The 20,528-nt window shown below is 72.8% G+C and carries 19 protein-coding genes; 11 read left to right on the top strand and 8 right to left on the bottom strand.

The annotated features are described in order from the left end of the window. The first annotated feature begins 50 nt into the window (after nucleotides 1-50). Nucleotides 51-2,699 (top strand): SpoIIE family protein phosphatase, encoded by a 2,649-nt coding sequence (locus tag AB0L74_RS18995; protein ID WP_365653054.1) that lies wholly within the window; start codon nucleotides 51-53, stop codon nucleotides 2,697-2,699. Nucleotides 2,700-2,903: 204 nt separating this feature from the next. Here AB0L74_RS18995 and AB0L74_RS18990 read toward each other — a convergent pair whose 3' ends face one another. Together AB0L74_RS18990 and AB0L74_RS18985 are read right to left on the bottom strand one after the other, a co-directional pair. Then, on the bottom strand, nucleotides 2,904-3,875 hold the full coding sequence (locus AB0L74_RS18990; protein WP_365653052.1) for an MASE1 domain-containing protein: 972 nt from the start codon (nucleotides 3,873-3,875) through the stop codon (nucleotides 2,904-2,906). Between the two features lie 51 nt (nucleotides 3,876-3,926). After that, entirely contained in the window at nucleotides 3,927-4,757 is an 831-nt protein-coding gene (locus AB0L74_RS18985) for a PP2C family protein-serine/threonine phosphatase (RefSeq protein WP_365653049.1), read from the bottom strand. Between the two features lie 341 nt (nucleotides 4,758-5,098). Between AB0L74_RS18985 and AB0L74_RS18980 the strand changes: the two genes are divergently transcribed. Beyond that, nucleotides 5,099-5,302 carry a cold-shock protein gene (locus AB0L74_RS18980; RefSeq protein WP_365653046.1) on the top strand — a complete coding sequence of 68 codons (204 nt, stop codon included), beginning with the start codon at nucleotides 5,099-5,101 and terminating at the stop codon, nucleotides 5,300-5,302. 100 nt (nucleotides 5,303-5,402) lie between these two features. Here the strand turns inward: AB0L74_RS18980 and AB0L74_RS18975 are convergent, their stop codons facing one another. Next, nucleotides 5,403-5,927: a hypothetical protein gene (locus AB0L74_RS18975; RefSeq protein WP_365653043.1), complete on the bottom strand. Its 525-nt coding sequence runs from the start codon at nucleotides 5,925-5,927 to the stop codon at nucleotides 5,403-5,405. Nucleotides 5,928-6,496: 569 nt separating this feature from the next. Here AB0L74_RS18975 and AB0L74_RS18970 point away from each other — a divergent pair. The 5 genes from AB0L74_RS18970 (at nucleotide 6,497) to AB0L74_RS18950 (ending at nucleotide 10,991) form a co-directional block, all read left to right on the top strand. Further along, nucleotides 6,497-8,245: an ATP-binding protein gene (locus tag AB0L74_RS18970; protein WP_365653040.1), complete on the top strand. Its 1,749-nt coding sequence runs from the start codon at nucleotides 6,497-6,499 to the stop codon at nucleotides 8,243-8,245. Between the two features lie 77 nt (nucleotides 8,246-8,322). Next, on the top strand, nucleotides 8,323-8,781 hold the full coding sequence (locus AB0L74_RS18965; RefSeq protein ID WP_029385036.1) for a roadblock/LC7 domain-containing protein: 459 nt from the start codon (nucleotides 8,323-8,325) through the stop codon (nucleotides 8,779-8,781). Continuing rightward, on the top strand, nucleotides 8,778-9,134 hold the full coding sequence (locus tag AB0L74_RS18960; protein ID WP_365653035.1) for a DUF742 domain-containing protein: 357 nt from the start codon (nucleotides 8,778-8,780) through the stop codon (nucleotides 9,132-9,134). The genes AB0L74_RS18965 and AB0L74_RS18960 overlap by 4 nt, the downstream gene beginning before the upstream one ends. Next, entirely contained in the window at nucleotides 9,115-9,732 is a 618-nt protein-coding gene (locus AB0L74_RS18955; RefSeq protein ID WP_365653033.1) for an ATP/GTP-binding protein, read from the top strand. The genes AB0L74_RS18960 and AB0L74_RS18955 overlap by 20 nt, the downstream gene beginning before the upstream one ends. Beyond that, entirely contained in the window at nucleotides 9,729-10,991 is a 1,263-nt protein-coding gene (locus AB0L74_RS18950; RefSeq protein ID WP_365653030.1) for a cytochrome P450, read from the top strand. Before AB0L74_RS18955 ends, AB0L74_RS18950 begins: the two co-directional genes overlap by 4 nt. 46 nt (nucleotides 10,992-11,037) lie before the next feature. Here AB0L74_RS18950 and AB0L74_RS18945 read toward each other — a convergent pair whose 3' ends face one another. The 4 genes from AB0L74_RS18945 to AB0L74_RS18930 all read right to left on the bottom strand — a co-directional run bounded on the left by AB0L74_RS18945 (nucleotide 11,038) and on the right by AB0L74_RS18930 (nucleotide 14,413). Continuing rightward, the gene (locus tag AB0L74_RS18945) at nucleotides 11,038-12,264 is read right to left on the bottom strand and encodes a cytochrome P450 (protein WP_365653027.1); all 1,227 of its coding nucleotides are present in this window, start codon (nucleotides 12,262-12,264) and stop codon (nucleotides 11,038-11,040) included. 142 nt (nucleotides 12,265-12,406) lie between these two features. Further along, nucleotides 12,407-13,225, bottom strand: a complete 819-nt coding sequence (locus AB0L74_RS18940) for an SAM-dependent methyltransferase (RefSeq protein WP_365653024.1) — start codon at nucleotides 13,223-13,225, stop codon at nucleotides 12,407-12,409. 58 nt (nucleotides 13,226-13,283) lie between these two features. Next, nucleotides 13,284-13,547 carry a DUF397 domain-containing protein gene (locus tag AB0L74_RS18935; RefSeq protein WP_365653021.1) on the bottom strand — a complete coding sequence of 88 codons (264 nt, stop codon included), beginning with the start codon at nucleotides 13,545-13,547 and terminating at the stop codon, nucleotides 13,284-13,286. Beyond that, entirely contained in the window at nucleotides 13,544-14,413 is an 870-nt protein-coding gene (locus AB0L74_RS18930; RefSeq protein WP_365653018.1) for a helix-turn-helix transcriptional regulator, read from the bottom strand. The genes AB0L74_RS18935 and AB0L74_RS18930 overlap by 4 nt, the downstream gene beginning before the upstream one ends. 382 nt (nucleotides 14,414-14,795) lie before the next feature. On the opposite strand from AB0L74_RS18930, the gene AB0L74_RS18925 reads away from it, so the two are divergent. Together AB0L74_RS18925 and AB0L74_RS18920 are read left to right on the top strand one after the other, a co-directional pair. Beyond that, entirely contained in the window at nucleotides 14,796-15,170 is a 375-nt protein-coding gene (locus tag AB0L74_RS18925) for a VOC family protein (RefSeq protein WP_365653184.1), read from the top strand. Nucleotides 15,171-15,930: 760 nt separating this feature from the next. Further along, entirely contained in the window at nucleotides 15,931-16,398 is a 468-nt protein-coding gene (locus tag AB0L74_RS18920) for a hypothetical protein (RefSeq protein WP_365653015.1), read from the top strand. A gap of 140 nt (nucleotides 16,399-16,538) precedes the next feature. Here the strand turns inward: AB0L74_RS18920 and AB0L74_RS18915 are convergent, their stop codons facing one another. Continuing rightward, nucleotides 16,539-18,155: a family 20 glycosylhydrolase gene (locus AB0L74_RS18915; RefSeq protein WP_365653012.1), complete on the bottom strand. Its 1,617-nt coding sequence runs from the start codon at nucleotides 18,153-18,155 to the stop codon at nucleotides 16,539-16,541. Nucleotides 18,156-18,415: 260 nt separating this feature from the next. On the opposite strand from AB0L74_RS18915, the gene AB0L74_RS18910 reads away from it, so the two are divergent. Next, nucleotides 18,416-19,711, top strand: a complete 1,296-nt coding sequence (locus AB0L74_RS18910; RefSeq protein WP_365653009.1) for a family 1 glycosylhydrolase — start codon at nucleotides 18,416-18,418, stop codon at nucleotides 19,709-19,711. A gap of 10 nt (nucleotides 19,712-19,721) precedes the next feature. Further along, a complete protein-coding gene (locus tag AB0L74_RS18905; RefSeq protein ID WP_365653006.1) occupies nucleotides 19,722-20,300 on the top strand; it encodes a TetR/AcrR family transcriptional regulator in 579 nt (192 codons plus the stop codon). Nucleotides 20,301-20,528 lie beyond the last annotated feature (228 nt).

Here is a 20,528-nt window from a genome sequence, read left to right as displayed (position 1 = left end):
GTGCGCGGGATCGACATGCTGCCGGACGGCCCGGCTAGCACACTGGGGCCATGGGCGACCACCATCCGCCGGAGACAGTGACGCGCCGGCTTCCGCTCACCCCCCGCAGCGCCGCGTCGGCTCGGCGGTTCGTACGAGCCGCCTTGCCCGGCGTCCCCCCGGAGCTGGCCGACACGACCGAACTCCTGGCCGGCGAGCTGGTCACCAACGCCGTCCTGCACGCGCGCACCGAGGTGGACGTGGCGGTCTCCGTCCGCGACGGCAGGATCCGGGTGGCGGTCAGTGACGAACGGCCACACCTCGGCCCGGTTCCCCACCCCTGGTCCCCCTGTGCCGGTGCCGGGCAGGGCCTGGCCCTGGTGGAGCTCCTGGCGTCCCGCCACGGCGTCGACACCGACGAGCGGCGCAAGACGGTGTGGTTCGAACTCTCGCCCGACGGACCTTCGCCGTCGCCGTCCGGCTGGCGGTCCGGGAAGGCGCCGCGTGCCGCGGACGGGACGGTCACGCTGGCCGACGTGCCCGACGCCCTGTACACGGCGTCCTTGCAGCACCGCCACGCCCTGATGCGCGAACTCGCGCTCGCCGCGCCCGCCGGCGACGGCGGTGACGGCGGCATCGGTGTGCGCCCAAAGGACCTCGCCGCCGCCCACGACGTCAACAACGCGCTCAGCGCCTGGGTGGCCGACGCCATGGACGAGCAGCCGTCCGAGGCGGGCATCCGCTCGCTGTCGCTGCGGGTGCCCTCGGACGCGGTCGCGGCGGTGCGCACCCTGCGTGACGTGCTCGGCCTGGCCGAGGAGGCCGCGCGGGAGGAACGCCTCCTCGCCCTGCCCGCCCTGCCGCGCTGTCTCCTCTTCCAGGAGTGGCTGTTCGACCAGATCACCGGACAGCTCGCCGGCGGTCATCCGACCGCCTGGACGGTCGTGCCCCGCGATCCGGGCACCAGCTCCTCGGAACTGGTGCCGTGGGAACCCGGCCATGTGCGGGCCGGCCGGGTACCGACCATCGCCGCCGACGAGGACAACCGGATCATCGCGGCGAACGGGCCCGCGGCCGACCTCCTCGGCTGGGACACGGACGAGCTCGTCGGGCGGAAGATCACCACCCTGATCCCCGAGCACCTGCGCCGGCGCCACACCGCTGCCTTCTCCTCGCTGCTGCTCACCGGCCGGACCCGCATCGTGGGCAGGAACGTGCCGCTGCCGGCCCTGCACCGGCACGGACACGTCGTCCCCGTCCGCCTGCTCATCCAGACCCAGGAGACGGCCGACGGCCGCACCGTCTTCGTGGCCCAGCTCATTCCCCGGGCGACCGCGGCCGCCGAGGCGCCGGCCGCCCCGGGCGCGAGCGGCCAGTCGGCAGCCCAGCACCCCGACGAGAGGAAGGCGCCGACGCCGACGGAGCGCCGCGCGAGGACGAGCGGTACGGAAGCGGGCATGTCCCCCGTGGAACGGCTCTCCCTGCTGGCGGACGTGGCGGCGGCGCTGAGCGACACCCTGTATCTCGACGCCGGTCTGCGGCACGTCGCACGGCTGCTCACGCGGCGGCTGGCGGACTGGTGCGCGGTGGACCTGTTCACCGACGCCTCCCAGGTCGAACGGGTCTGTCTCGTCCAGCACGATGCCGGCGCGGCGCACCCGGCGGAGTACGAGGGCCCGCTGCCGCCGGTCTCCGAGACCGCGCGCGGCCCGCTGGCGCGTGCGCTGCGCGGCGCGGGGCCGCTGCTGCTCACCGAGGCTCCCCCGGCGAACCAGACCGAGAACGCGCTGGACGCCCACCACCTGGCGCTGTTGCGGCGGCTCGGCACCGGCAGCGCCGTGGTCGCTCCGCTCCGGGCCCGCCAGGAGATCTTCGGCGCGCTGACCCTGGCCCGTTCCCGGGAGCGGCGGCCGTTCACGGAGGAGGATCTGTCCCTGATCGAGGACCTGGTCCGCGGCATCGCCCTGGGAATCGACAACGCGCGCCTGTACCAGGCGACCCGGAACATCGCCGAACGCCTCCAGCGCTCGCTGCTGCCCGCGCTGCCCCACGTCGACAACCTGCAACTCGCCGCCCGGTACGCCGCCTCCTCCACCACCGCGCAGGTCGGCGGTGACTGGTACGACAGCTTCGTCCTCCCCAGCGGGGGCACCGCCGTGGTCATCGGCGACGTCACCGGTCACAACCTCGACGCGGCCATCGCCATGAGCCAGCTGCGCAGCATGCTGCGCGGCATCGCGGTCGACCGCCAGGAGCCGCCCGAGATGGTGCTGCGCCGTCTGGACCTGGCCAACCACAGCCTGTACCGGGAGGCGACCGCCACCTGCCTCTACGGGCTCGTCAAGTGCTCCGGCGACGGCGCGTGGGAGCTGACGCACTCGTCCGCCGGCCATCTGCCCCCGCTGCTGACCACCCGCGAGGGGGCCACCCGGTACCTGGAGGGAGGCGCGGGCCTGCTGCTCGGCATGGACCCGGAGATGCCCCGGCGCACGGCCCGGGACCCGCTGCCCGCCGGCTCGACCCTGCTCCTGTACACCGACGGCCTCATCGAGCGCCGTGACGAGTCCCTCGACGACGCCCTGGCCCGGCTGCGCCGGCACACCGCCGCCCTGGCCCGCGCGTCCCTGGACACCTTCTGCGACGAGCTCCTGATCAGGCTGGGCGCCGACAGCGCCGACGACATCGCGGTCCTCGCGCTCCGCCCCGCATCACCGCGCTGACCCGGCCGGCGCGGACCCGCTCCCCCCCGGGCGCGAACGCCCTCTGCCACGGCCGGCGAGACCGGGGCGCGGTCCGGTGGCGTCCCGCGCCGGACGCGCCGGCGGTGCCCGCCCTCACGCCCGTCCGCCTCCCTCGGCCGCCGTGCCCCGCTCGGCGGCCGGCGCCAGGCCGCGGCGGCCCGTGGCGAGGGCGCCGCCAGCACGTCACAGCCGCTCGGGGGGCGACTCCCCCGCGGTCATGTGTTCCAGCACTTCGACCAGCTCCTGACAGGCCCGCTCCACCGAGCGCCGGGTGTTGCGCTGCTCGGTGATCACGGCCGACAGCAGGAGGGCGGTCAGCGCCATCGTCCCGTTGAACGCCTGGAGCTTCACCATGACCTCGACGTCACTCAGGCGTTCGAACGAGCCGACCCGGTCCGTGGCGGCGACGGTGGCCGCGACGGAGGCGGCCAGGGCACACAGCATGCTGCCCGGGAGCTGGAAACTCAGGGCCGCCCACACCAGCAGGGGATACACCAGGAACAGCAGGCTCATGGAGCTGTGCGTGGCCAGCGGCACCAGCGCGCAGGCGATCAGGGCGAGCACCGCGGCCTGCGCCCAGCGCACCCCCCGGGACGGCAGACGCGCCCGGGGCAGCAAGAGCAGCAGCGGGGTGAGGATGACGACTCCCATGGCGTCGCCCACCCACCAGGCCAGCCAGACGGGCCAGAAGCCGTGCGCGGCCAGCTTGCCCGTCAGCACCAGGGAGCCGGCCCCGATGGTCGCGCTGACCAGCATGCCGGTCAGCGCGCCCAGGAAGACCAGGGCGAAACCGTCGCGCAGCCGGCTGAGGTCGGTGCGGAAGCCCACCCTGCGCAGCATGAGGCAGGCGCACACGGGTGCGGCGGTGTTCCCGAACAGGGTGGCGACGACGGCGGGCTCCACGGGGGCGATGGACATGATCACCAGCAGAGCGCCGAGCGTGATGCCGGGGACGCAGCGCATCCCGAAGAGCAGCAGGCAGGCCACCGCGACGCCGGTGGGCGGCCAGATGGGGGTGACGACCGCCTCCTCCACGGTGAGCTGCCGCACCAGCCCCAGCCGCCCCGCCGCGTAGTAGCAGCCGGCGACGGCCAGAGTCTGCGCGGCGAGGGCGACTGGCCGGGGCCAAGCACGGATACCCACCACAGCAGCCATCAGACACCGGCGCCGCCGGGTCGGCGAGGCGGGGCCGGGCCGGGACCCGCCCTATGGCTGAACGTCCCGCCCGTCGTGTCCCACGACCATGACCGCGGCGTCGTCCTCGTGCCCCACCCGCTCGGCGTTCTTGATCACGGCGGCGGCCAGCGACGTCGCCTCCATGCCCGCGACCGCCGCGATGCCGGCCAGCCGTACGACCTGGTCGAGCCCTTCGTCGACGTTCATCGACGGGCCCTCCACCACTCCGTCGGTGAGCAGGACGAACACGCCGCCCGTGGTGAGCCGGTACCGGGTCACCGGGTATTCCGCCCCCTCCAGGACGCCAAGCGGCGGCCCTCCCTCGTCCTCGGAGACGCCGGACTTGCCGTCGGCGGTCGCCCACACGCAGGGGACGTGCCCGGCCCGTGCGCTCTCCAGTGATCCGGTGGACGGGTTCAGCCGCATGAAGGTGCAGGTGGCGAAGAGGTCGGCGCCCAGCGACAGCAGGAGGTCGTTGGTACGGGCGAGCAGTTCCCCCGGCTCGCTCGTGACGGAGGCGAGCGCCCGCAGCCCGACGCGCACCTGCCCCATGAACGCAGCCGCGTCTATGGTGTGGCCCTGGACGTCCCCGACGGAGAGCCCGATGCAGCCGTCCGGCAGCCTGAAGGCGTCGTACCAGTCGCCGCCCACATTGAGTCCGGAGTAGGCGGGCGAGTACCGCACGGCCAGGTGGATGCCGGGAACGGTGGGCATGTCCGCCGGGAGCATGTCGCGCTGGAGCGCGATGGCCAGTTCCACCCGGGACCGCTGCAGCTCCGCCAGCCGGCGCGCCTGGGCGGTCAGCGACCCGAGCCTGGCCAGCAGCTCGTCGCCGTCGTCCGTCGGGCGCTTGCGGGACATCGAACGCTCCGGGGGCCGGAAGCCCTTTCTGTGACATATCCATGCATGAGACTTTTGTCTGATCATAGCGGCACGACGGCGGGGGTCAGCGGGGAAGCGCCCCCGGAGACCGGCCCCACGCCAGCGCGTAGCGGCACGACGGCCGGTCTCCGCGCCACTGACCCGAGCCCTGTGCTATCGTGGATGACGTTGCAGTTGTGGTACCCATACTTTGTGCGCCTGACGGGATGTAACCATCAGGCGCATTCTTGTTTTCCGGAGCACTCCGGGTGGGGACATTGTTGCGGCCGGGTTTCGCAGGTGCGGAACCGCGATCACTTCCCCACGCAGAGGAGAAAGACATGGCTACCGGAACCGTCAAGTGGTTCAACTCGGAAAAGGGCTTCGGCTTCATCCAGCAGGACGGCGGCGGCGCCGACGTCTTCGCCCACTACTCGAACATCGCCACCTCCGGCTTCCGTGAGCTCCAGGAGGGCCAGCGGGTCTCCTTCGACGTCACGCAGGGCCAGAAGGGCCCGCAGGCGGAGAACATCGTCCCGGCCTGATCCGGCGTTCACCAGGGCGGACCGTTTCACGGCCGCCCGGCGGCAGGGCCCGCGCCTTCCCGGCGCGGGCCCTGCCGCGTTCGCGCGCCCCGGGGCGGGCTCAGCAGCCGCCGCAGTTGTAGTAGAGGACGTCCCAGTGATTGCCCTCGTCCGCGTAGATGTTGCCGGATCCGGAGCGCCACTGCGGAGCTCCGTCACCGCGGACGCCTATGTAGGTGAAATTGTTCTTGATGTAATTCCCGAGACAGGTGTACTTGCTGTAGTCGAGCTTGTAGCCGTTCCAGTGCGAGTACGTTCCCGAGGCGTGGCCGGTCTCGGTGCCGCCGGTGATGTTCAGGGCGCATCCGCTGGCCCGCTTGAGCGTCTGGGCGCCCTGCGCGGTCGCCAGGTTGAGCTGCTCGAAGGACGTACAGGTCGGGGTGTTGCGGTCGGAGCAGTTACCGGAGGACGACCAGGTGATGCCGGCCTCCCGGAACATCGAGGTGGCGGTGGCATGGCTGATCTTGGTGACGGCGAACGCGTCGCCGGCGCCGCCGACCACGAGGGCGCCGGGAGCGATGACGAGAGCGAGAGCGGTCAGGATCGATCTGATCCGCCCGCCTTGCGGAACCGTCCGGGTCTTCATGACGGAAACCTCCCTGCGATGAGCCGGACACGTCTTGGGGCGACCGTGCAGGTGGTGCAGGGAGAGAGTGCCCGATGCCCGGGTACGTCTTCCAGGGGGCGAAACGGACGTCATCGCCGGCGGCGCCCTCGCGCGTGTTCCGCGCCGTCCGCGTCCCGCCCCCAGACGGCACCCGGTCCGCTCCCCCGGGCCCGCGTCACCCTCGCGCCACTGTGCACAGTTGGCCGGAAAACGTTCCCCCGTGCGTGGTGATCATCCGCAGGGGGAATGTTCCACGATCGGCCCCACCCCCCATCGCGCGCCCCGGCCGTCGGAAAGCGCACGTCATGCCTGCTGACGGGACGTCAATTCTCTTAGCACATAGATGAGTCGCAGCGATGCCTTCACGACGAAATAGGGTCCCTCGCAGTCTCAGCGCCCCGTCAGATCACGTCGCTCGTCTGGGTGGCTAGCATGTGCCAGTACTGGCCCGGAAGATCGCCATCCTCTTGGTGGTCCTTCTCCGGCCTCCGGCCGTCCCCCCCGGCGGCCGGCCGTTTCTCCTGTTCTCAAGGACCGAGGGACCACGAATGTCAGTGCCCCCACCGCCCAGTCAGCACCGGTCGGCGAAGGCGCGCCCCGCCTCGCCGGCCCTGCCGGTGATCGTGCTGGTGGTGAGCGCCGCGGCGGCCGGGGCCGCGGTCGCGGCGGCGCCCGCCGCGGCCCGGACCTGGTCGCTGGTCTCCGCTCTGGCCGCCTGGCTCTGCGTCGCCGTCACCGTCGCCGTCAGCGCCCTGCTGATCCGGCGGTCCCGGCGTGCCGCCGCCGCCCGGGACTCCGAACTCGCCCGGCTCAAGGCGCAGATGGCACAGCAGTCGGCGGAAGCCGCGCATCTGGTGAACGTCACCCTGCCGGCCGCGGCGAAGCGGCTGCGGGAGGGAGCGAGCGCCGACGACACCCTCGCGGGCGTGACACCGCCCTCCGAGCCCTCGCTCCGCCAGGTCCTGGACTCCTTCACCCGCCTCCTGGAGGAGGCCGTCCGGGACGCGGCGGCGCTCGACGCCGAACGGCGCCATGCACGGCAGGAGCTGGAGCGGGCCGCGGGCCAGCTGGAGCGGCTCACCCACGAGACCCTGCCCATGGCCGTGTCGAGGCTGCGGGAGGGCAGCTCCGCCGACACCGTCCTCGCCGAGCTCGAATGGCCGGACATCCCCCTGCTGCGGATCCCCGCCGAATCGTTCGTCCGGGAGCTGGCCCGCAGCGAACGGCGCGCCGCCGCCGCGCAGGGCGCCTCGGCGAAAGCCCTCAGCCGCGTGCAGGCGAAGGCGGTCAGCATGCTCGCCGACCTGCGGGAGATGCAGGAGCGGCACGGCGAGGAGGTCTTCGGCGACCTGCTCAGGCTGGACCACAGCACCTCGCAGCTGGGCCTCATGACGGACCGGCTGGCGCTGCTCATGGGCGGCCGTTCCAGCCGGGCGTGGAACAAGCCGATCGTGATGGAGAGCATCCTGCGGGGCGCCGTCGGCCGGATCGCCGCGTACCAGCGGGTGCGCCTGCACTGCGCCACGAACGCCGCCGTCTCCGGTTTCGCGGCCGAGGGCGTCATGCATCTGCTCGCCGAGCTGATGGACAACGCCGCCAACTTCTCGCCGCCCATCGACGAGGTCCATGTGTACGTCGAGGAGCGCAGCGCCGGCATCGTCGTCACCATCGAGGACAGCGGCCTGAAAATGGCCGACGCCGCGATGCGCCACGCCGAGGAGGCGGTGGCCGGACGCATGACGGACCTCGCCTCCCTCCAGGGCACACGCCTGGGCCTCGCCGTGGTCGGGCGGCTGGCCGTCAAGTACGGCATCGGCGTCAGCTACCGGCCGTCGTCGCGCGGCGGCACCGGTGTGGTCGTCCTGCTGCCCCCGCAACTGCTCGCCCAGCAGCGCGGCCCCGCGCCGCAGGAGGCCCCGCGGCGGCCGGACGTCGCCGCGGCGCCCACCCCCGGGCCCGTACCGGCCGAGCTGCCCGGCTCCCCCGCCCCGTCCGGCACCACGCCGCCGCTCGGGATACGGGCGGACCTTCCCGAGCAGACCACGCACGAGCGTCCGCAGACCGCCACCCCGAACGGTCTGCCCGTCCGGACGCCCGGCCGGACCATGGCGGAGGCGGAACGCGAACGCGAGCAGCGCCGGGCCGCCCCCGCGCCGGACGGCACCCGGACGGCCGAGCGCCCCGGGGCGCGCGACGCGGGGTCGCGCTTCGGCGCCTTCCACCGCGGCCGCCGGTCCGGGAGCCGTACGGCCGGGCCCGAGGCCCGGCCCGAGGCGGAGCCGCCGTCCGCCCCGTAGGCCACCGTCCTTCGTACGGCGCGGGGCCCTGGAGCCCACCTTCCCCCTTGAGTACGTCAGATTGGAGGAACGGGCCGGTGACCGGGCAGCCGGGCACCACCGTCCCATCACCCACCATGCAGACCACCGACAACAGCCTCACCTGGCTCCTGCAAAATCTCCTGGAGCGCACGCCCGGCACCCGCCACGCCCTGGTCCTGTCCCGGGACGGCCTGAAACTGTGCTGGACCGAACACCTGACGCTGGACCAGGCCGACCAGCTCGCAGCGATCTGCTCGGGCATCCAGGCCCTCGCCCAGGGCGCGTCCGTCGAGTTCGGCGACGGCACCGGCGGCGTCCGCCACTCCATGACCGAGTTCCACGGGGGCCTGCTGTTCATCGTGGAGGCCGGCGAGGGGGCGCACCTGGCCGTCGTCGCCGAGGAGAACGCCGACCCGGGCGTGGTGGGCCACCAGATGACCGAGCTGGTCGAGCAGATCGGCGAGCATCTGCGGGCCGAGCCCCGCAAGCCCGTCCACGGGAGTGCCTCGTCGTGATGCGCAAGCCCGTGGACACCGGTGACCCCGACCGGCTCTACACGGTCACGGGCGGACGCAGCCGTGCCGACGACGCCTTCGACCTGGTCACCCTGGTGGTCAGTGAGTGCGAGCCCGCCGCCGGAATGCAGTCGGAGCACGCGCGGATCCTCGACCTGTGCCGGCATCCGACGGCCGTGGTGGAGATCGCGGCTGAACTGAGGCTGCCGATCACGGTGGTGCGGATCCTGCTCGGCGACCTCCTCGCCATGGGCCGCATCACCGCCCGCCACCCGCGCGCGGCGCAGTCCGTCGCCTCGCTCCCCGACTCCGCCCTTCTCAAGGAGGTGCTCCATGGGCTCCGCAACCTCTGAGCTGCCCGTCCGCCGCACGCCCCTGGCCGATGCCGCGGAAACCGGTCTGAAGATAGTCATCGTGGGCGGGTTCGGAGTCGGCAAGACCACCCTGGTCCGCTCGGTCAGCGAGATACGGCCGCTCAACACCGAAGAGGTGATGACGCAGGCCGGGGTCGGCGTCGACGAGACCCGCGGAGTGGCGGCGAAGACCACCACGACCGTGGCGTTCGACTTCGGGCGGATCAGCCTCAACGAGCGTATGGTGCTCTACTTGTTCGGCGCGCCCGGCCAGGAGCGTTTCTGGTTCCTGTGGGACCGGCTGTTCTCCGGCACGCTGGGCGCGGTCGTCCTGGTGGACACCCGCCGGATGGACGACTCGTGGTACGCGATAGACCGGCTGGAACACCACAAGACGCCGTTCGTCGTGGCCGTCAACCGGTTCGACGACGACACCCACCGCTACTCCCTGGACGAGATCCGCCAGGCGCTCGCCCTGCCCGCGCACGTGCCGATGATCGACTGCGACGCTCGGGTGCGGCAGTCCGGGAAGGACGTGCTGATCACTCTCGTGAACCACCTCTACGAACGGGCCATGGCCCAGGAGGCGACCCTGTGACCGACACCGGATCCTCCGCCGCCGGCGCCGCCCCGGCGGGCTGCCCGGCGCACACCGGCGCGGTGCGCCTGGGCGGGCTGGAGTACCAGCAGACCCCCTCCCAGCTCTACCGCGCGCTGCGCCGGGAGCACGGTGCGGTCGCGCCCGTGCTCCTCGACGGGGACATCCCGGCGTGGCTGGTCCTCGGCTACTCCGAGCTCACCTATGTGACCAGCCACGACGAGCTGTTCGCGCGTGACTCGCGGCGCTGGAACCAGTGGGAGAACATCCCCGCGGACTGGCCGCTGCTGCCGTTCGTCGGCTACCAGCCGTCGGTGCTGTTCACCGAGGGCGAGGAGCACCGCCGGCGGGCCGGGGTGATCACGCAGGCGCTGGAGGGCGTCGACCAGTTCGAACTGGCCCGCGACTGCGAGCAGATCGCCGACCGGCTCATCGCCTCGTTCGCCGGGAGCGGTGAGGCGGAGCTGATGAGCGCCTACGCGCACGCCCTGCCGATGCGCGCGGTGGTCCAGATGTGCGGGATGCCGCACTCCGGGACGGACACCCAGCAGCTCGTGGACGATCTGCGGATCTCCCTGGACGCGGCGGAGGGCGACGACCCGGTGGCCGCCTACGCGCGGGTCGCGGAGCGGATCCACCAGCTGGTGAAGGAGAAGCGGGAGCGTCCCGGCCCGGACATCACCTCGCGGATGCTGCTGCATCCGGCGGGGCTGGCCGACGAGGAGATCGTGCAGGACCTGATCTCCGTGATCGCCGCCGCCCAGCAGCCCACGGCCAACTGGATCTGCAACACGCTGCGGCTGCTGCTCACCGACGAGCGGTTCGCGCTGAACGTCTCCGGCGGCCGGCTCAGCGTCGGAGAGGCGCTGAACGAGGTGCTGTGGCTGGACACTCCGACGCAGAACTTCATCGGCCGCTGGGCCGTGCGCGACACCCAGCTCGGCGGGCGGCTGATCCGGGCGGGCGACTGCCTGGTGCTGGGGCTGGCCGCGGCCAACACCGACCCGCAGATCTGGCCGGAGTCGCACGTCGGCGCGGAGAACTCCGCGCACCTGTCGTTCAGCAACGGGGAGCACCGCTGCCCCTACCCCGCCCCGCTGCTGGCCGACGTCATGGCCCGTACGGCGGTGGAGACGCTGCTGGAACGGCTGCCCGACCTGGTCCTCGCGGTGGAGCCGGAGCGGCTGACCTGGCGTCCGTCGATCTGGATGCGCGGCCTGACCTCGCTGCCGGTGCGGTTCACTCCCGTGGTGCAGTGACCTGCCGGGCCGCGTGCCGGGCCGCGCGGCCCGGCACGCGGCCGGTTCAGGGGGCGACGGGGGTGAACCGTACGGGCAGGGACTGCGGTCCGCGCGTGAAGACGCCCTGCTCGGCGGGTTCGAAGCCGTCGGCGAGCCGTAGGTCGGGCATGGCGTCCAGCAGCTGGCCGACGCCGATCTCGACCTCGGCCTTGGCCAGCAGGGCACCCACGCAGAAGTGCCGGCCGAGCGCGAAGGCGAGGTGGCCGGCGGCGGCGGAGAACGCGGTCGTGGTGGTCAGGTCCTCACGGAAGATGTCGAACCGGTCGGGGTCGCGGTACCGGTTCTCGTCCCGGTTGGCCGCGCCGATCAGGCAGGTGACGGTGGCCCCGGCGGGGATGGTGCCGCCGCTGAGGGCGACCTCGGTGGCGGACTGCCGCATGATCATGTGGACGGGGGGCGTGTAGCGGAGCGTCTCGGCGAAGGCACGGGCGATCAGGCCGCGGTCCTCCCGTACGGCCGCCAGCTGCTCGGGGTGGCGCAGCAGGTTGGCGAAGATGCCGGCGATCGCCTTGTCGGTGGTCTCGCCGCCCGCCGCGAGCAGCAGACTGCAAAAGGACTTGATGTCCTCGTCGCTCATCCGCACCCCGTCCACCTCGGCGGCGCACAGCGTCGACAGCAGGTCGTCGCCCGGCTTCTCGCGGCGTTCCCGGATGATGGGGATCATGTACTCGGCGAACTCCACGCGGGTCCGCTCGCCCGCGGCCGCCACCTCCGGGTCGCCCGACAGGTTGCCGAGGAAGGCGATGACCGACGTGTACCACCGGTGGAACCTCGCGTGGTCGGCCTTGTCCAGGCCCAGCATGTCCGCGATGACGTTGACCGGGAAGCGGGTGGCGTAGTCGGTCACCAGGTCGGCGGAGCCGGTGTGCCGGAACGCGTCGATCAGCTCACGGGAGTTGCGCTCGATGACGGGCAGGAACTTCTCCTGTAGGTCGCTGCCGCGGAAGGCGGGGGCGACCAGTGCGCGCCGCACGGCGTGTTCCCGGCCACTGAGCTGGAGGATCGTCTTCCCGTGGACGGGTTCTATCTGCCAGTCGTAGTTGTCGGTGGTGAACTCGCCGTTTTTGTCCTTGAAGACGCGCTCCACGTCCTCGTAACGCGAGATGATGTAGCTCTGGGTGGCCTCGTGCCAGATGAGGGGCGCGGTGTCGCGCATCACGCGATAGGCGGGGTAGGGGTCCGCGGCGAACTCGGGAGAGAGGATGTCGGGGACCTGCTGCGCGGTGGACATGGAGCTCCCTGTGGTCTGTTGCGGGGTACCGCACAAGGTTATGGATCACCCCCTTGGCCGGAACAGGCGCCTGCTGGCCGACTGGTGACCGAGGGGCGGCAGTTGGCCGAAAACCGCCCCTCGGTGGGAGGTCCGGACGGCGCTATGGCTTGATTCCCACCCCGGCCCACAGGCTCACTTCGGCGTCCGTGGGCTGCTCCGTCGTGTCCGCCCCGGCCGGATCGGGACGCCAGCGGTGGCCGACCTCGATGCCCGGCTCCAGCAGGTCGAGCCCGTCGAAGAAGCGGGCCACCTCCGCCTTGGAGCGCAGTTGCATACCGGTTCCGGAGCGGATGTAGATCTCCTTGATCCGGGCCACGGTCTCCGGGTCGAAGTCGGGCGTGCCATGGCTGAGGGCCAGGGCGCTGCCGGGGGGCAGGTCCGCGAGCAGGCGGGCGACGATGCCGTACGGGTCCGCGGCGTCGGTGACGAAGTGCAGGACGGCGTTGAGGGACAGGGCCACCGGGCGGCTCAGGTCCAGGACACCGGTGGCGGTGACCCGGTCGAGCAGGGTGCCGGGATCGGTGACGTCGGCCTCGACGTACGCGGTGCGGCCCTCGGGGGTGTTGCGCATGAGGCGCTCGGCGTACTTCAGGACCAGCGGGTCGTTGTCGACGTACACGACCCTCGCCCGTGGCAGGACCGACTGGGCCACCTGGTGGAGGTTGGGCTCGGTGGGGATGCCGGTGCCGATGTCGAGCCACTGGCCGATGCCGTGTTCCTGGGCCAGGACCCGGGTGGCCCGGTGCATGAAGGCGCGGTTCTCGCGGGCGCACACGAAGACGCCGGGCCAGGTGAAGGCGACCGTCTCGGCGGCCTGTTCATCGACCTCGAAGTGGTCCTTGCCGCCGAGGTAGTAGTCGTACATGCGGGCCGAGTGGGGCTTGCCGGTGTCGATGTCCCGCAGGGCGTCGTCGGTCATTCTGTCCTCTGTCGTCGGCACGTGGACGGTTCGGGGTGATGCTGCTCGTGTGCTTTGCTCAGGGGGCCGGGTGAGCGGTGGTCAGATGGTCCGCCAGTCCCTTCTTGACGCCGGTGACGAAGGCGGTCATCTCCTCCGCCGTGTAGATCAGGGCGGGACCGGCGGGGTCGGTGGACTGACGGAAGGCCACCCGCCCGTCGGCGAGCCTCTTGACTTCCACGCACTGCCCGCCGTTGGGGCCGCTCCAGGGGCGTTCCCAGCCCTGCTCCCCGAGCTGCGAGGCGGGCATGCCGCTGTACGCGCCGCCAGGGGCGGTGGTCATGAGTACTCCTTGCGCATCCGGTGCAACAGCGCCTTGCTGGTCTCGTCGGAGGTGCGCAGCGACATCCGGCTGTGCGCCTCGAGGTGGGCGGCCACGTCGGATCGCTGGTCCAGGTACACGGAGGCGGAGAGGATCTCGCTGTAGACGATGTCCGGCAGTTCCGGCTCGGCGAAGCGGAAGCAGGTGAACGGGGCGCCGGCTCCGGCGTGGGGTCCGGCCGCGAAGGGCACGACGTCGACGCTGACGTGGTCCAGCTCGATGGCCTCCAGCAGCCGGTCGATCTGCTCGCGCATCACCTCCGGGCCGCCCACCGGCCGGTGCAGTACGGCCTCCTCCATCACCACCCACAGCGTGGGCGGGTCGGGTTTGTCCAGCAATCGCTGGCGGCGCAGGCGCATTTCGACCCGCCGCTCCAGGTCGGCCTCGCTGTCGCCGGGGAAGCCGGCCCGCAGCACGGCGCGGGCGTATTGCGGGGTCTGGAGCAGCCCCGTGACGTACTGGGGTTCGTAGGCGCGCAGCACCGTGGCGTCGGTCTCCAGGCTCACGTAGGCGGTGAACCAGGAGGGCACGACATCCCGGTAGGCGTGCCACCAGCCGGGCTGGTTGGCCTGCTCGGCCAGGGCGAGGAACTCGTCGGTCTCGCGGCGCCCGACGCCGTAGGTCTGCAACAGCTTCTCGACGTAGACGATCCTCAGCGCGACCTCCGCCTTCTCCAGGCGGCGGATGGTGAGCGGTTTCACGCGCAGTGCCCTGGCGGCGTCCTCCAGGGACACGCCGGCGTCGCAGCGCAGTTCCTTCAGCCGCTTGCCCAGGATCATACGGAGAACGGTGGGCGCGGGAGCGCCGCCCGACCGGGGCTCGCTCACGGGCTCACCTCCTGATGCTCACGGGACCGAGACTGCCAGGGGGTTGATGGTGACATACACACGCGCGGATACCGACTCGCTGAAATTATCAAAGAGTTGGCCGCAGCGTGAATGGCCCGGAACATGATCACTCACGTCAGCACGCCGCGCAGCGGACCGTCCGGGAACTGTTCCCCGACGGCTTCCATGACCTGTCGACCACCACCTTCCTGTTCTTCGTCGTCGAGGTACCGCCGTCGGCGGCGGGCTCGGACGGCTGGGGCTGTCCGAGGGCGCGCAGGGCATCCCGAGCAGGCCGCCGCGCATGCCCGCCGCGGTGGCGGGTACGACCCCTCCCGTACGGGAGGTAATGAAAGAGGCCGAAGAGCGAGGGGTGTCGGAAGTGATTCGCAAGTTGCAGGCGGTCGCGTTGGACTGCGCCGATCCGGTACGGCTCGCCGAGTTCTACGCGGACCTGCTCGGCGGCCGGGTGGTCGCGGACTCGGAGGATCCCGACTGGGTCGAGGTGCACGGGTTCGAGGGGACGCCGCTGGCCTGCCAGCGGGTGGACGGCTACCGGCCGCCCGAATGGCCCGGCCAGGAGCGCCCGCAGCAGCTCCACCTGGACTTCGACGTGGACGATCTCGACGGAGAGGAGAAGCGGGCGCTCGCCCTCGGTGCGACCGTGCTGGAACGGACGGACCAGCTCCGTCCGGAGGCCAACTGGCGGATCTACGCGGACCCGGCCGGCCATCCGTTCTGCCTCTGCCTGCACTGAGTCCATCGGGCCCGCTGTCCTGGCTCACGGCCGACGCCTTCCGCGGCGGCGTCGCCGGCGCCGCGATCCGGCCCCGGTCCCGTCCACGGTCCGCCGGACAGGCTCCCACCGGGCGAGTGCCCGGGCCCGGCCCGCGGGCATCAGCGCTCCGCGGAACCCGCCTGGTCTCTTCGCGCGTTGTTGTACAGGCGCATCAGGTGTTTGGCCACGGGGCACCGCGCCGCGTCGGCATGGCACTGGCGGCACGTCCGCATATGGTGCTCGTATGCCGTGCGAGCTTCTTCCAGGGCATCGTTGTGCGAAGGCATGGACTCTCCGGGTGAGACGTGGGTCGACTGAGCCTCTGATGTAGTTGCATGGCCCACCCGGTAGACAAGATGATCATGTTACTGGCGGTACTGGAAAGTCGCGCCGAGCCGGCCTCCAGCGCACCGGCCCTCGCGTCGCCCGCGCCGCCCCGGGCACCGGTGGCGGGGGCACGGGCGGGCCGCACGCGCCCGCGTCCGCACGGTCCCCGGCGAGCCGGGCCCCGGCCCCGCGTCCCGGGCCACCGGACACCCACCGAAGCGAACAAGCGCTGGACGCTCGAACATCCCGGAGACAATCGCCAGGCCGCGCCACCTCTTCCGGCGCATAGAAATATCCACCAGCATGAGGGGCCCTGAACGGGCGGCTCTCTCCCGTACGGCCCCTCGGGGCTGTCGGGTCACGTCCGTGCGTGGACCCGTTCCGGCGAAGCCGATCGTGCTGGGGGTAGGACATGCAGCGCTGCGTGGGGAAACAGGCCATCGAGTGGCTCGCCGCGGCCGCCACCGACCCCGGCCGGTGCAAACGGGAGTGGGACCAGGGCATGGGAACGGCACTGCTGCCGGCGGGGCGGTTCTGGGACGTGCTCAGCGTGCCCGAACGTCTGGGGATGTGCGCCCTGGACCTGCTCCGGCGCGACCTGCTGGAGGCGCCCGCGCCGACCCTGGTGGACTGCGCGGCCGGCCGAGTCGGGTTCTTCCTGCCGCCCGATCCGGGCAGCGAATGGACCGGGTCCGGGGTGCGCCGCGTCGGCCGGGGATCGTGGGTGGCGGTCCCGCCGCCCTACCGGGCCGCCGGGCGCCTGGGCTGGCTGGTCCCGCCCGACGGGACGGGCGTCCTGCACGACCCCGGCGCGGTCGAACTGGCCCTGCGCGAGGCCACCGGTCTCCTGGCCGTCCTGGCGCCCGTCAGCCGTCAGTAGAAGCCGCGGGAAGCGGCGGCACTCGCTGCCGGGGCCCGGACACCGCCGCGCGCCGGATCCCCCTGAGGCCGTGTGGAGCGGTACCCGGGGGGCGAACGGGGTCACGGTCGGGCGTGGCGCCCCCGGGCGGGCGGGGCCGGTCACGGCCAGGGGATCTCCGTGGAGGCGAGATACGCGATCCCCCGCTCCCGCCAGAGCCGGCCGTGGCGGGCCAGGCGGGTCCGGTGGTCCGCCCACTCCGCCGGCCGGCCCGTCCACGCGGTCTCCGCCACGGACGCCAGACGCGGCAGCAGCAAGGTGGTCAGGTCGTCGAACCCTCCGAGCGACTCCCCGAAGAGGGTCGCCTCGACTCCGGCGATCCACTCGTCGCCGATCCCGTGGGAGGCCGGGTCCCACAGGGCGGTGTGCCGTATCCCGCGCGGCCGGTAGGTGGCGAACCCGAGGCGGGCGGCCTGCGCGGCCTGGTGGGGCGGCGCCGCCTCCGGGGGGTAGGGGCGGTCCAGGTAGAGGTGGGACTGCGGGGACAGCAGCAGGCGTCCGCCTCCCTCGACGACACGGGCGGCGTCGTGGTCGGCGGGGGCGAAGAAGCGCTTGAGGGCCCGGCCGAACTCCAGGGTGTGGCCCGCCGCGAGCAGTTCGGGCCGGCGGGCGAGCTCCTCCTCCGTGTCGGGCAGGTCCATCATCGGCACGTCCACCCAGAACTGGGCGATGTCGTCCGCGGTGATCCCGGCGCGGGAGGACTCCTGCCAGGCCAGCGGCCGCTTCCCCGACGCCCGCACCAGGGCGCGCAGTTCGCGAACCGCGAGGGCGAAGCTGCCCGCGGTCATCCCGACGGCCTCGTCGCCGCCGATGTGGACGAAGGGGCCGGTGGTCAGCCGGCACACCTCGGCGAGGATCGCGGCGACGGCCTCCCGGGTGGGCGGGTCGGCGAGGTCGAGGGGAGGGACGAACGGGAAGCGGCCCGCCAGTCCGTCCGGCACGGGCGCGGGCGGCAGTCCGGGCAGCGCCGCGCGCAGGGCGGCGCAGTGGCCCGGCAGGTCGATCTCGGGGACGAGCGTCACGAAGCGTTCGGCCGCGTACTCCTGCAAGCCGCGGTAGTCCTCGGTGGTGTAGAAGCGGCGCGGCGCGCCGTCGTCCCCCGCGGCGGTGAGCTGCGGGACGGCGGGCAGGTGCAGGCGCCAGCCCTCGTTGTCCGTCAGATGCAGGTGGAGCACGTTCAGCTTGTAGAGAGCCAGCAGGTCGATGACGCGGCGCAGTTCGTCCGGGGTGAGGTAGCCGCGCGCCGGGTCGACCATCAGGCCGCGCCACGCGTAGTGCGGGGCGTCGGTCAGCTCCTGGCACGGGATCGGGCCGGCGGCCGCGGTGAGCAGCTGGACGGCCGTGGTGGCGGCCCGGAACACCCCCTCGGGTGTGGCGGCCCGGCAGGTGATGCCGCGCCCGGTGACCGCGAGGCGGTATGACTCGTCCACCGGGTGCGGCAGGCCGCGCGGGCTGACGCCCACGGGCACGGGGTACGGCGCCGGCGGTGTCTCGTCGAGAGCGAGGTCGAGGGCGGCACAGCCGGCGGCGCCCTCGCCGGTCGCGCCGGGCGGCAGCAGGCGGTCGCCCAGGTGGGGCTCCAGCAGCGCCCGTACCGTGCGGGCGACCGGGGCGAGCCGGCGGTCGGCGGCGCGGATCCGCCAGGGGCCGGTGACGGGCAGTTCCCCGCCGGTCTCGGCCGTCGTCTGCCGCGCGGGCCGGGGAATGGCGGCGTTCATGGTCTCCTCCAGCGGGCCGAAACGGGACCGGTTCCCGGCCCGTGCGCGCGCCGGGAACCGGAGGCCTGGCGTCCTCGTCAGGGTGGCGCCGGGCCTCCGGGCGGCCTGCGGCCTCCGCGGCGGCGGCCTCACCGCCGCCTCTTCCTGCCGGACCGGGGCCGCCTGTACGCTAACACGAAAACCGATCAATGAACGCTTTTCGTGGAGCCGGGGCGGCCGTACCCGCCGTCCCGGCTCCCCCGCGGAAGGAGCAGCCCCCTATGACGCCTTCGACCGAGCCCGGCCTCGTGCTGCCGGACGGCTTCCTCATGGGGGCATCCACCTCCGCCCACCAGGTCGAGGGGAACAACGTCTCCAGCGACTGGTGGGCCCTGGAGAACCGCCCGGGCAGCTTCGTCGCCGAGCGCAGCGGGGACGCGGCCGACAGCTTCCACCGCTGGCCCGAGGACATGGACCTGCTGAGCGAACTCGGCTTCAACGCCTACCGGTTCAGCGTCGAGTGGGCCCGTATCGAACCCGAGCGCGGCCAGGTGTCCCGGGCGGCCGTCGCGCACTACCGCGCCATGGTGAGCGGGGCTCTGGAGCGGGGCCTGACCCCCGTGGTCACGCTGCACCACTTCACCTCACCGCGCTGGTTCAGCGAGCTCGGCGGCTGGGCCTCGCCGGACGCGGCCGAGCTGTTCGCGGCCTACGCGCGGACGGCCACCGAGATCCTGCGCGAGGGCGTCCGCCACGTCGCCACCATCAACGAGCCCAACATGGTCGCGCTGATGCACACCCTGGTCCGCCGGGCCGGCCGCGGCTCCGGCGGCGGCACCGCCGGCTCCCCCGCCGGCGGCCACCAGGACGGCGCTGCGGCCTTCGACCCCGCCGGCGTCGAGCCGGACGCCGAGGTGACCCGGGCGCTGATCCGGGCCCATCGGGCCGCCTCCGCCGCCCTGCGGGAGGCGGGGCTCGGACTGCGGGTGGGGTGGACCGTGGCCAACCAGGTCTACCAGGCCGAGCCGGGAGCCGAGGAGGTGGCCGCCGCGTACGCCCGGCCGCGCGAGGACGTCTTCCTGGAGGCGGCCCGCGAGGACGACTGGATCGGCGTGCAGGCGTACACCCGCCACCTGATCGGCCCCGACGGCCCGCTCCCCGTGCCGGAGGGCGCCGCCACCACCCTGACCGGGTGGGAGGTCTACCCCGAGGCCCTGGGCGAGGCGGTACGGCACACGGCCGGCGTGGTCGGCCCGCACGTCCCCGTGCTGGTCACCGAGAACGGCATCGCCACCGCCGACGACGGCCTGCGCGTCACGTACACGGCGGCCGCGCTGGCGAGCCTGGCGGCGGCCATGCGGGACGGCGTGGACGTACGCGGCTATCTGCACTGGAGCGCCCTGGACAACTACGAGTGGGGTTCCTACCGGCCGAGGTTCGGGCTGATCGCGGTGGACCCGCACACCTTCGCGCGCACGCCCAAGGAGTCCGCTCGCTGGCTGGGCTCCCTGGCCCGCGCCGGACGCATCCCCGAGGACCCGGCCGCCGTACCCGCCGGTGTGTTTCCCGCGGGTTAGGCTGACCGGCATGGCGAAACGGGGCCCGTACGAAAAGGGCGAGGCGAAGCGCGGCGAGATCCTGCACGCGGCGCTGGAGATCTTCGCGGCCGAGGGGTACCGGGGCACCTCGCTGCGCAAGGTGGCCGCTCGGTGCAATCTGAGCCTGCCCGGCCTGATGCACTACTTCGGCTCCAAGGAGGACCTGCTCACCCAGGTGCTGCGGATGCGTGACGAGACCGCCCGGGAGCGGCAGGACGGGCGCACCAGTCCCGAGAGCTACCGGGAGATCATCCGGGAGGGCGCCAAGACCCCCGGTCTGGTGGAGCTGTTCGTGTCCATGGCCGCGGCCGCGAGCGACCCCGGCCACCCGGCGCACGAGCATTTCTCGCAGCGTTATCCGGTGCTGCGGGAACGGGTCGCCGCGTTCGTCCGCAAGCGGATGGACGAGGGACGGATGACGTCCGTGATCCCTCCCGACCGGCTGGCGGTGCTGCTGCTGGCGGTGGCCGACGGCATCCAGTTGCAGTGGCTCATCGACCGGTCGGTGGACATGGAGCAGCCCATCGACGACATCATGCGGCTCCTCGACCCGGCGCGGGAGGACTGACGAGCGCGGGCCGTCCCGGCCGAGGTCTTCGCGCCGTCCGCCGGGGTCGGCCGCCGGGGTCGGCCGCCGGGCGGGTGCCCGGTCTGCCGGGGGGACCTGGCCGGCGTCCGGCGGCCTGGGCCCGGAAGCGGCCGGGAAGGCCCGGGGGACGGGGGCCGGCAGGCCTCCGTCCCCCTGCGCGTGACCCCCGCGTGGGCGCCGCCCGCGTCGTACGGCGGGCGGTTCCGC

Source organism: Streptomyces sp. NPDC052020 (genome assembly GCF_040680575.1).
In the GTDB taxonomy this organism is placed as follows: Bacteria; Actinomycetota; Actinomycetes; order Streptomycetales; family Streptomycetaceae; genus Streptomyces.
Note: the sequence above shows the minus strand (reverse complement) of the source record. Positions and strands in the feature narration are given on the sequence as shown.

Coding starts and splice junctions, on each gene's coding strand:
- AB0L74_RS18995 (WP_365653054.1), top strand. CDS start 51: ATGGGCGACCACCATCCGCCGGAGACAGTGACGCGCCGGCTTCCGCTC.
- AB0L74_RS18990 (WP_365653052.1), bottom strand. CDS start 3,875: ATGGCTGCTGTGGTGGGTATCCGTGCTTGGCCCCGGCCAGTCGCCCTC.
- AB0L74_RS18985 (WP_365653049.1), bottom strand. CDS start 4,757: ATGTCCCGCAAGCGCCCGACGGACGACGGCGACGAGCTGCTGGCCAGG.
- AB0L74_RS18980 (WP_365653046.1), top strand. CDS start 5,099: ATGGCTACCGGAACCGTCAAGTGGTTCAACTCGGAAAAGGGCTTCGGC.
- AB0L74_RS18975 (WP_365653043.1), bottom strand. CDS start 5,927: ATGAAGACCCGGACGGTTCCGCAAGGCGGGCGGATCAGATCGATCCTG.
- AB0L74_RS18970 (WP_365653040.1), top strand. CDS start 6,497: ATGTCAGTGCCCCCACCGCCCAGTCAGCACCGGTCGGCGAAGGCGCGC.
- AB0L74_RS18955 (WP_365653033.1), top strand. CDS start 9,115: ATGGGCTCCGCAACCTCTGAGCTGCCCGTCCGCCGCACGCCCCTGGCC.
- AB0L74_RS18945 (WP_365653027.1), bottom strand. CDS start 12,264: ATGTCCACCGCGCAGCAGGTCCCCGACATCCTCTCTCCCGAGTTCGCC.
- AB0L74_RS18940 (WP_365653024.1), bottom strand. CDS start 13,225: ATGACCGACGACGCCCTGCGGGACATCGACACCGGCAAGCCCCACTCG.
- AB0L74_RS18935 (WP_365653021.1), bottom strand. CDS start 13,547: ATGACCACCGCCCCTGGCGGCGCGTACAGCGGCATGCCCGCCTCGCAG.
- AB0L74_RS18920 (WP_365653015.1), top strand. CDS start 15,931: ATGCAGCGCTGCGTGGGGAAACAGGCCATCGAGTGGCTCGCCGCGGCC.
- AB0L74_RS18915 (WP_365653012.1), bottom strand. CDS start 18,155: ATGAACGCCGCCATTCCCCGGCCCGCGCGGCAGACGACGGCCGAGACC.
- AB0L74_RS18910 (WP_365653009.1), top strand. CDS start 18,416: ATGACGCCTTCGACCGAGCCCGGCCTCGTGCTGCCGGACGGCTTCCTC.
- AB0L74_RS18905 (WP_365653006.1), top strand. CDS start 19,722: ATGGCGAAACGGGGCCCGTACGAAAAGGGCGAGGCGAAGCGCGGCGAG.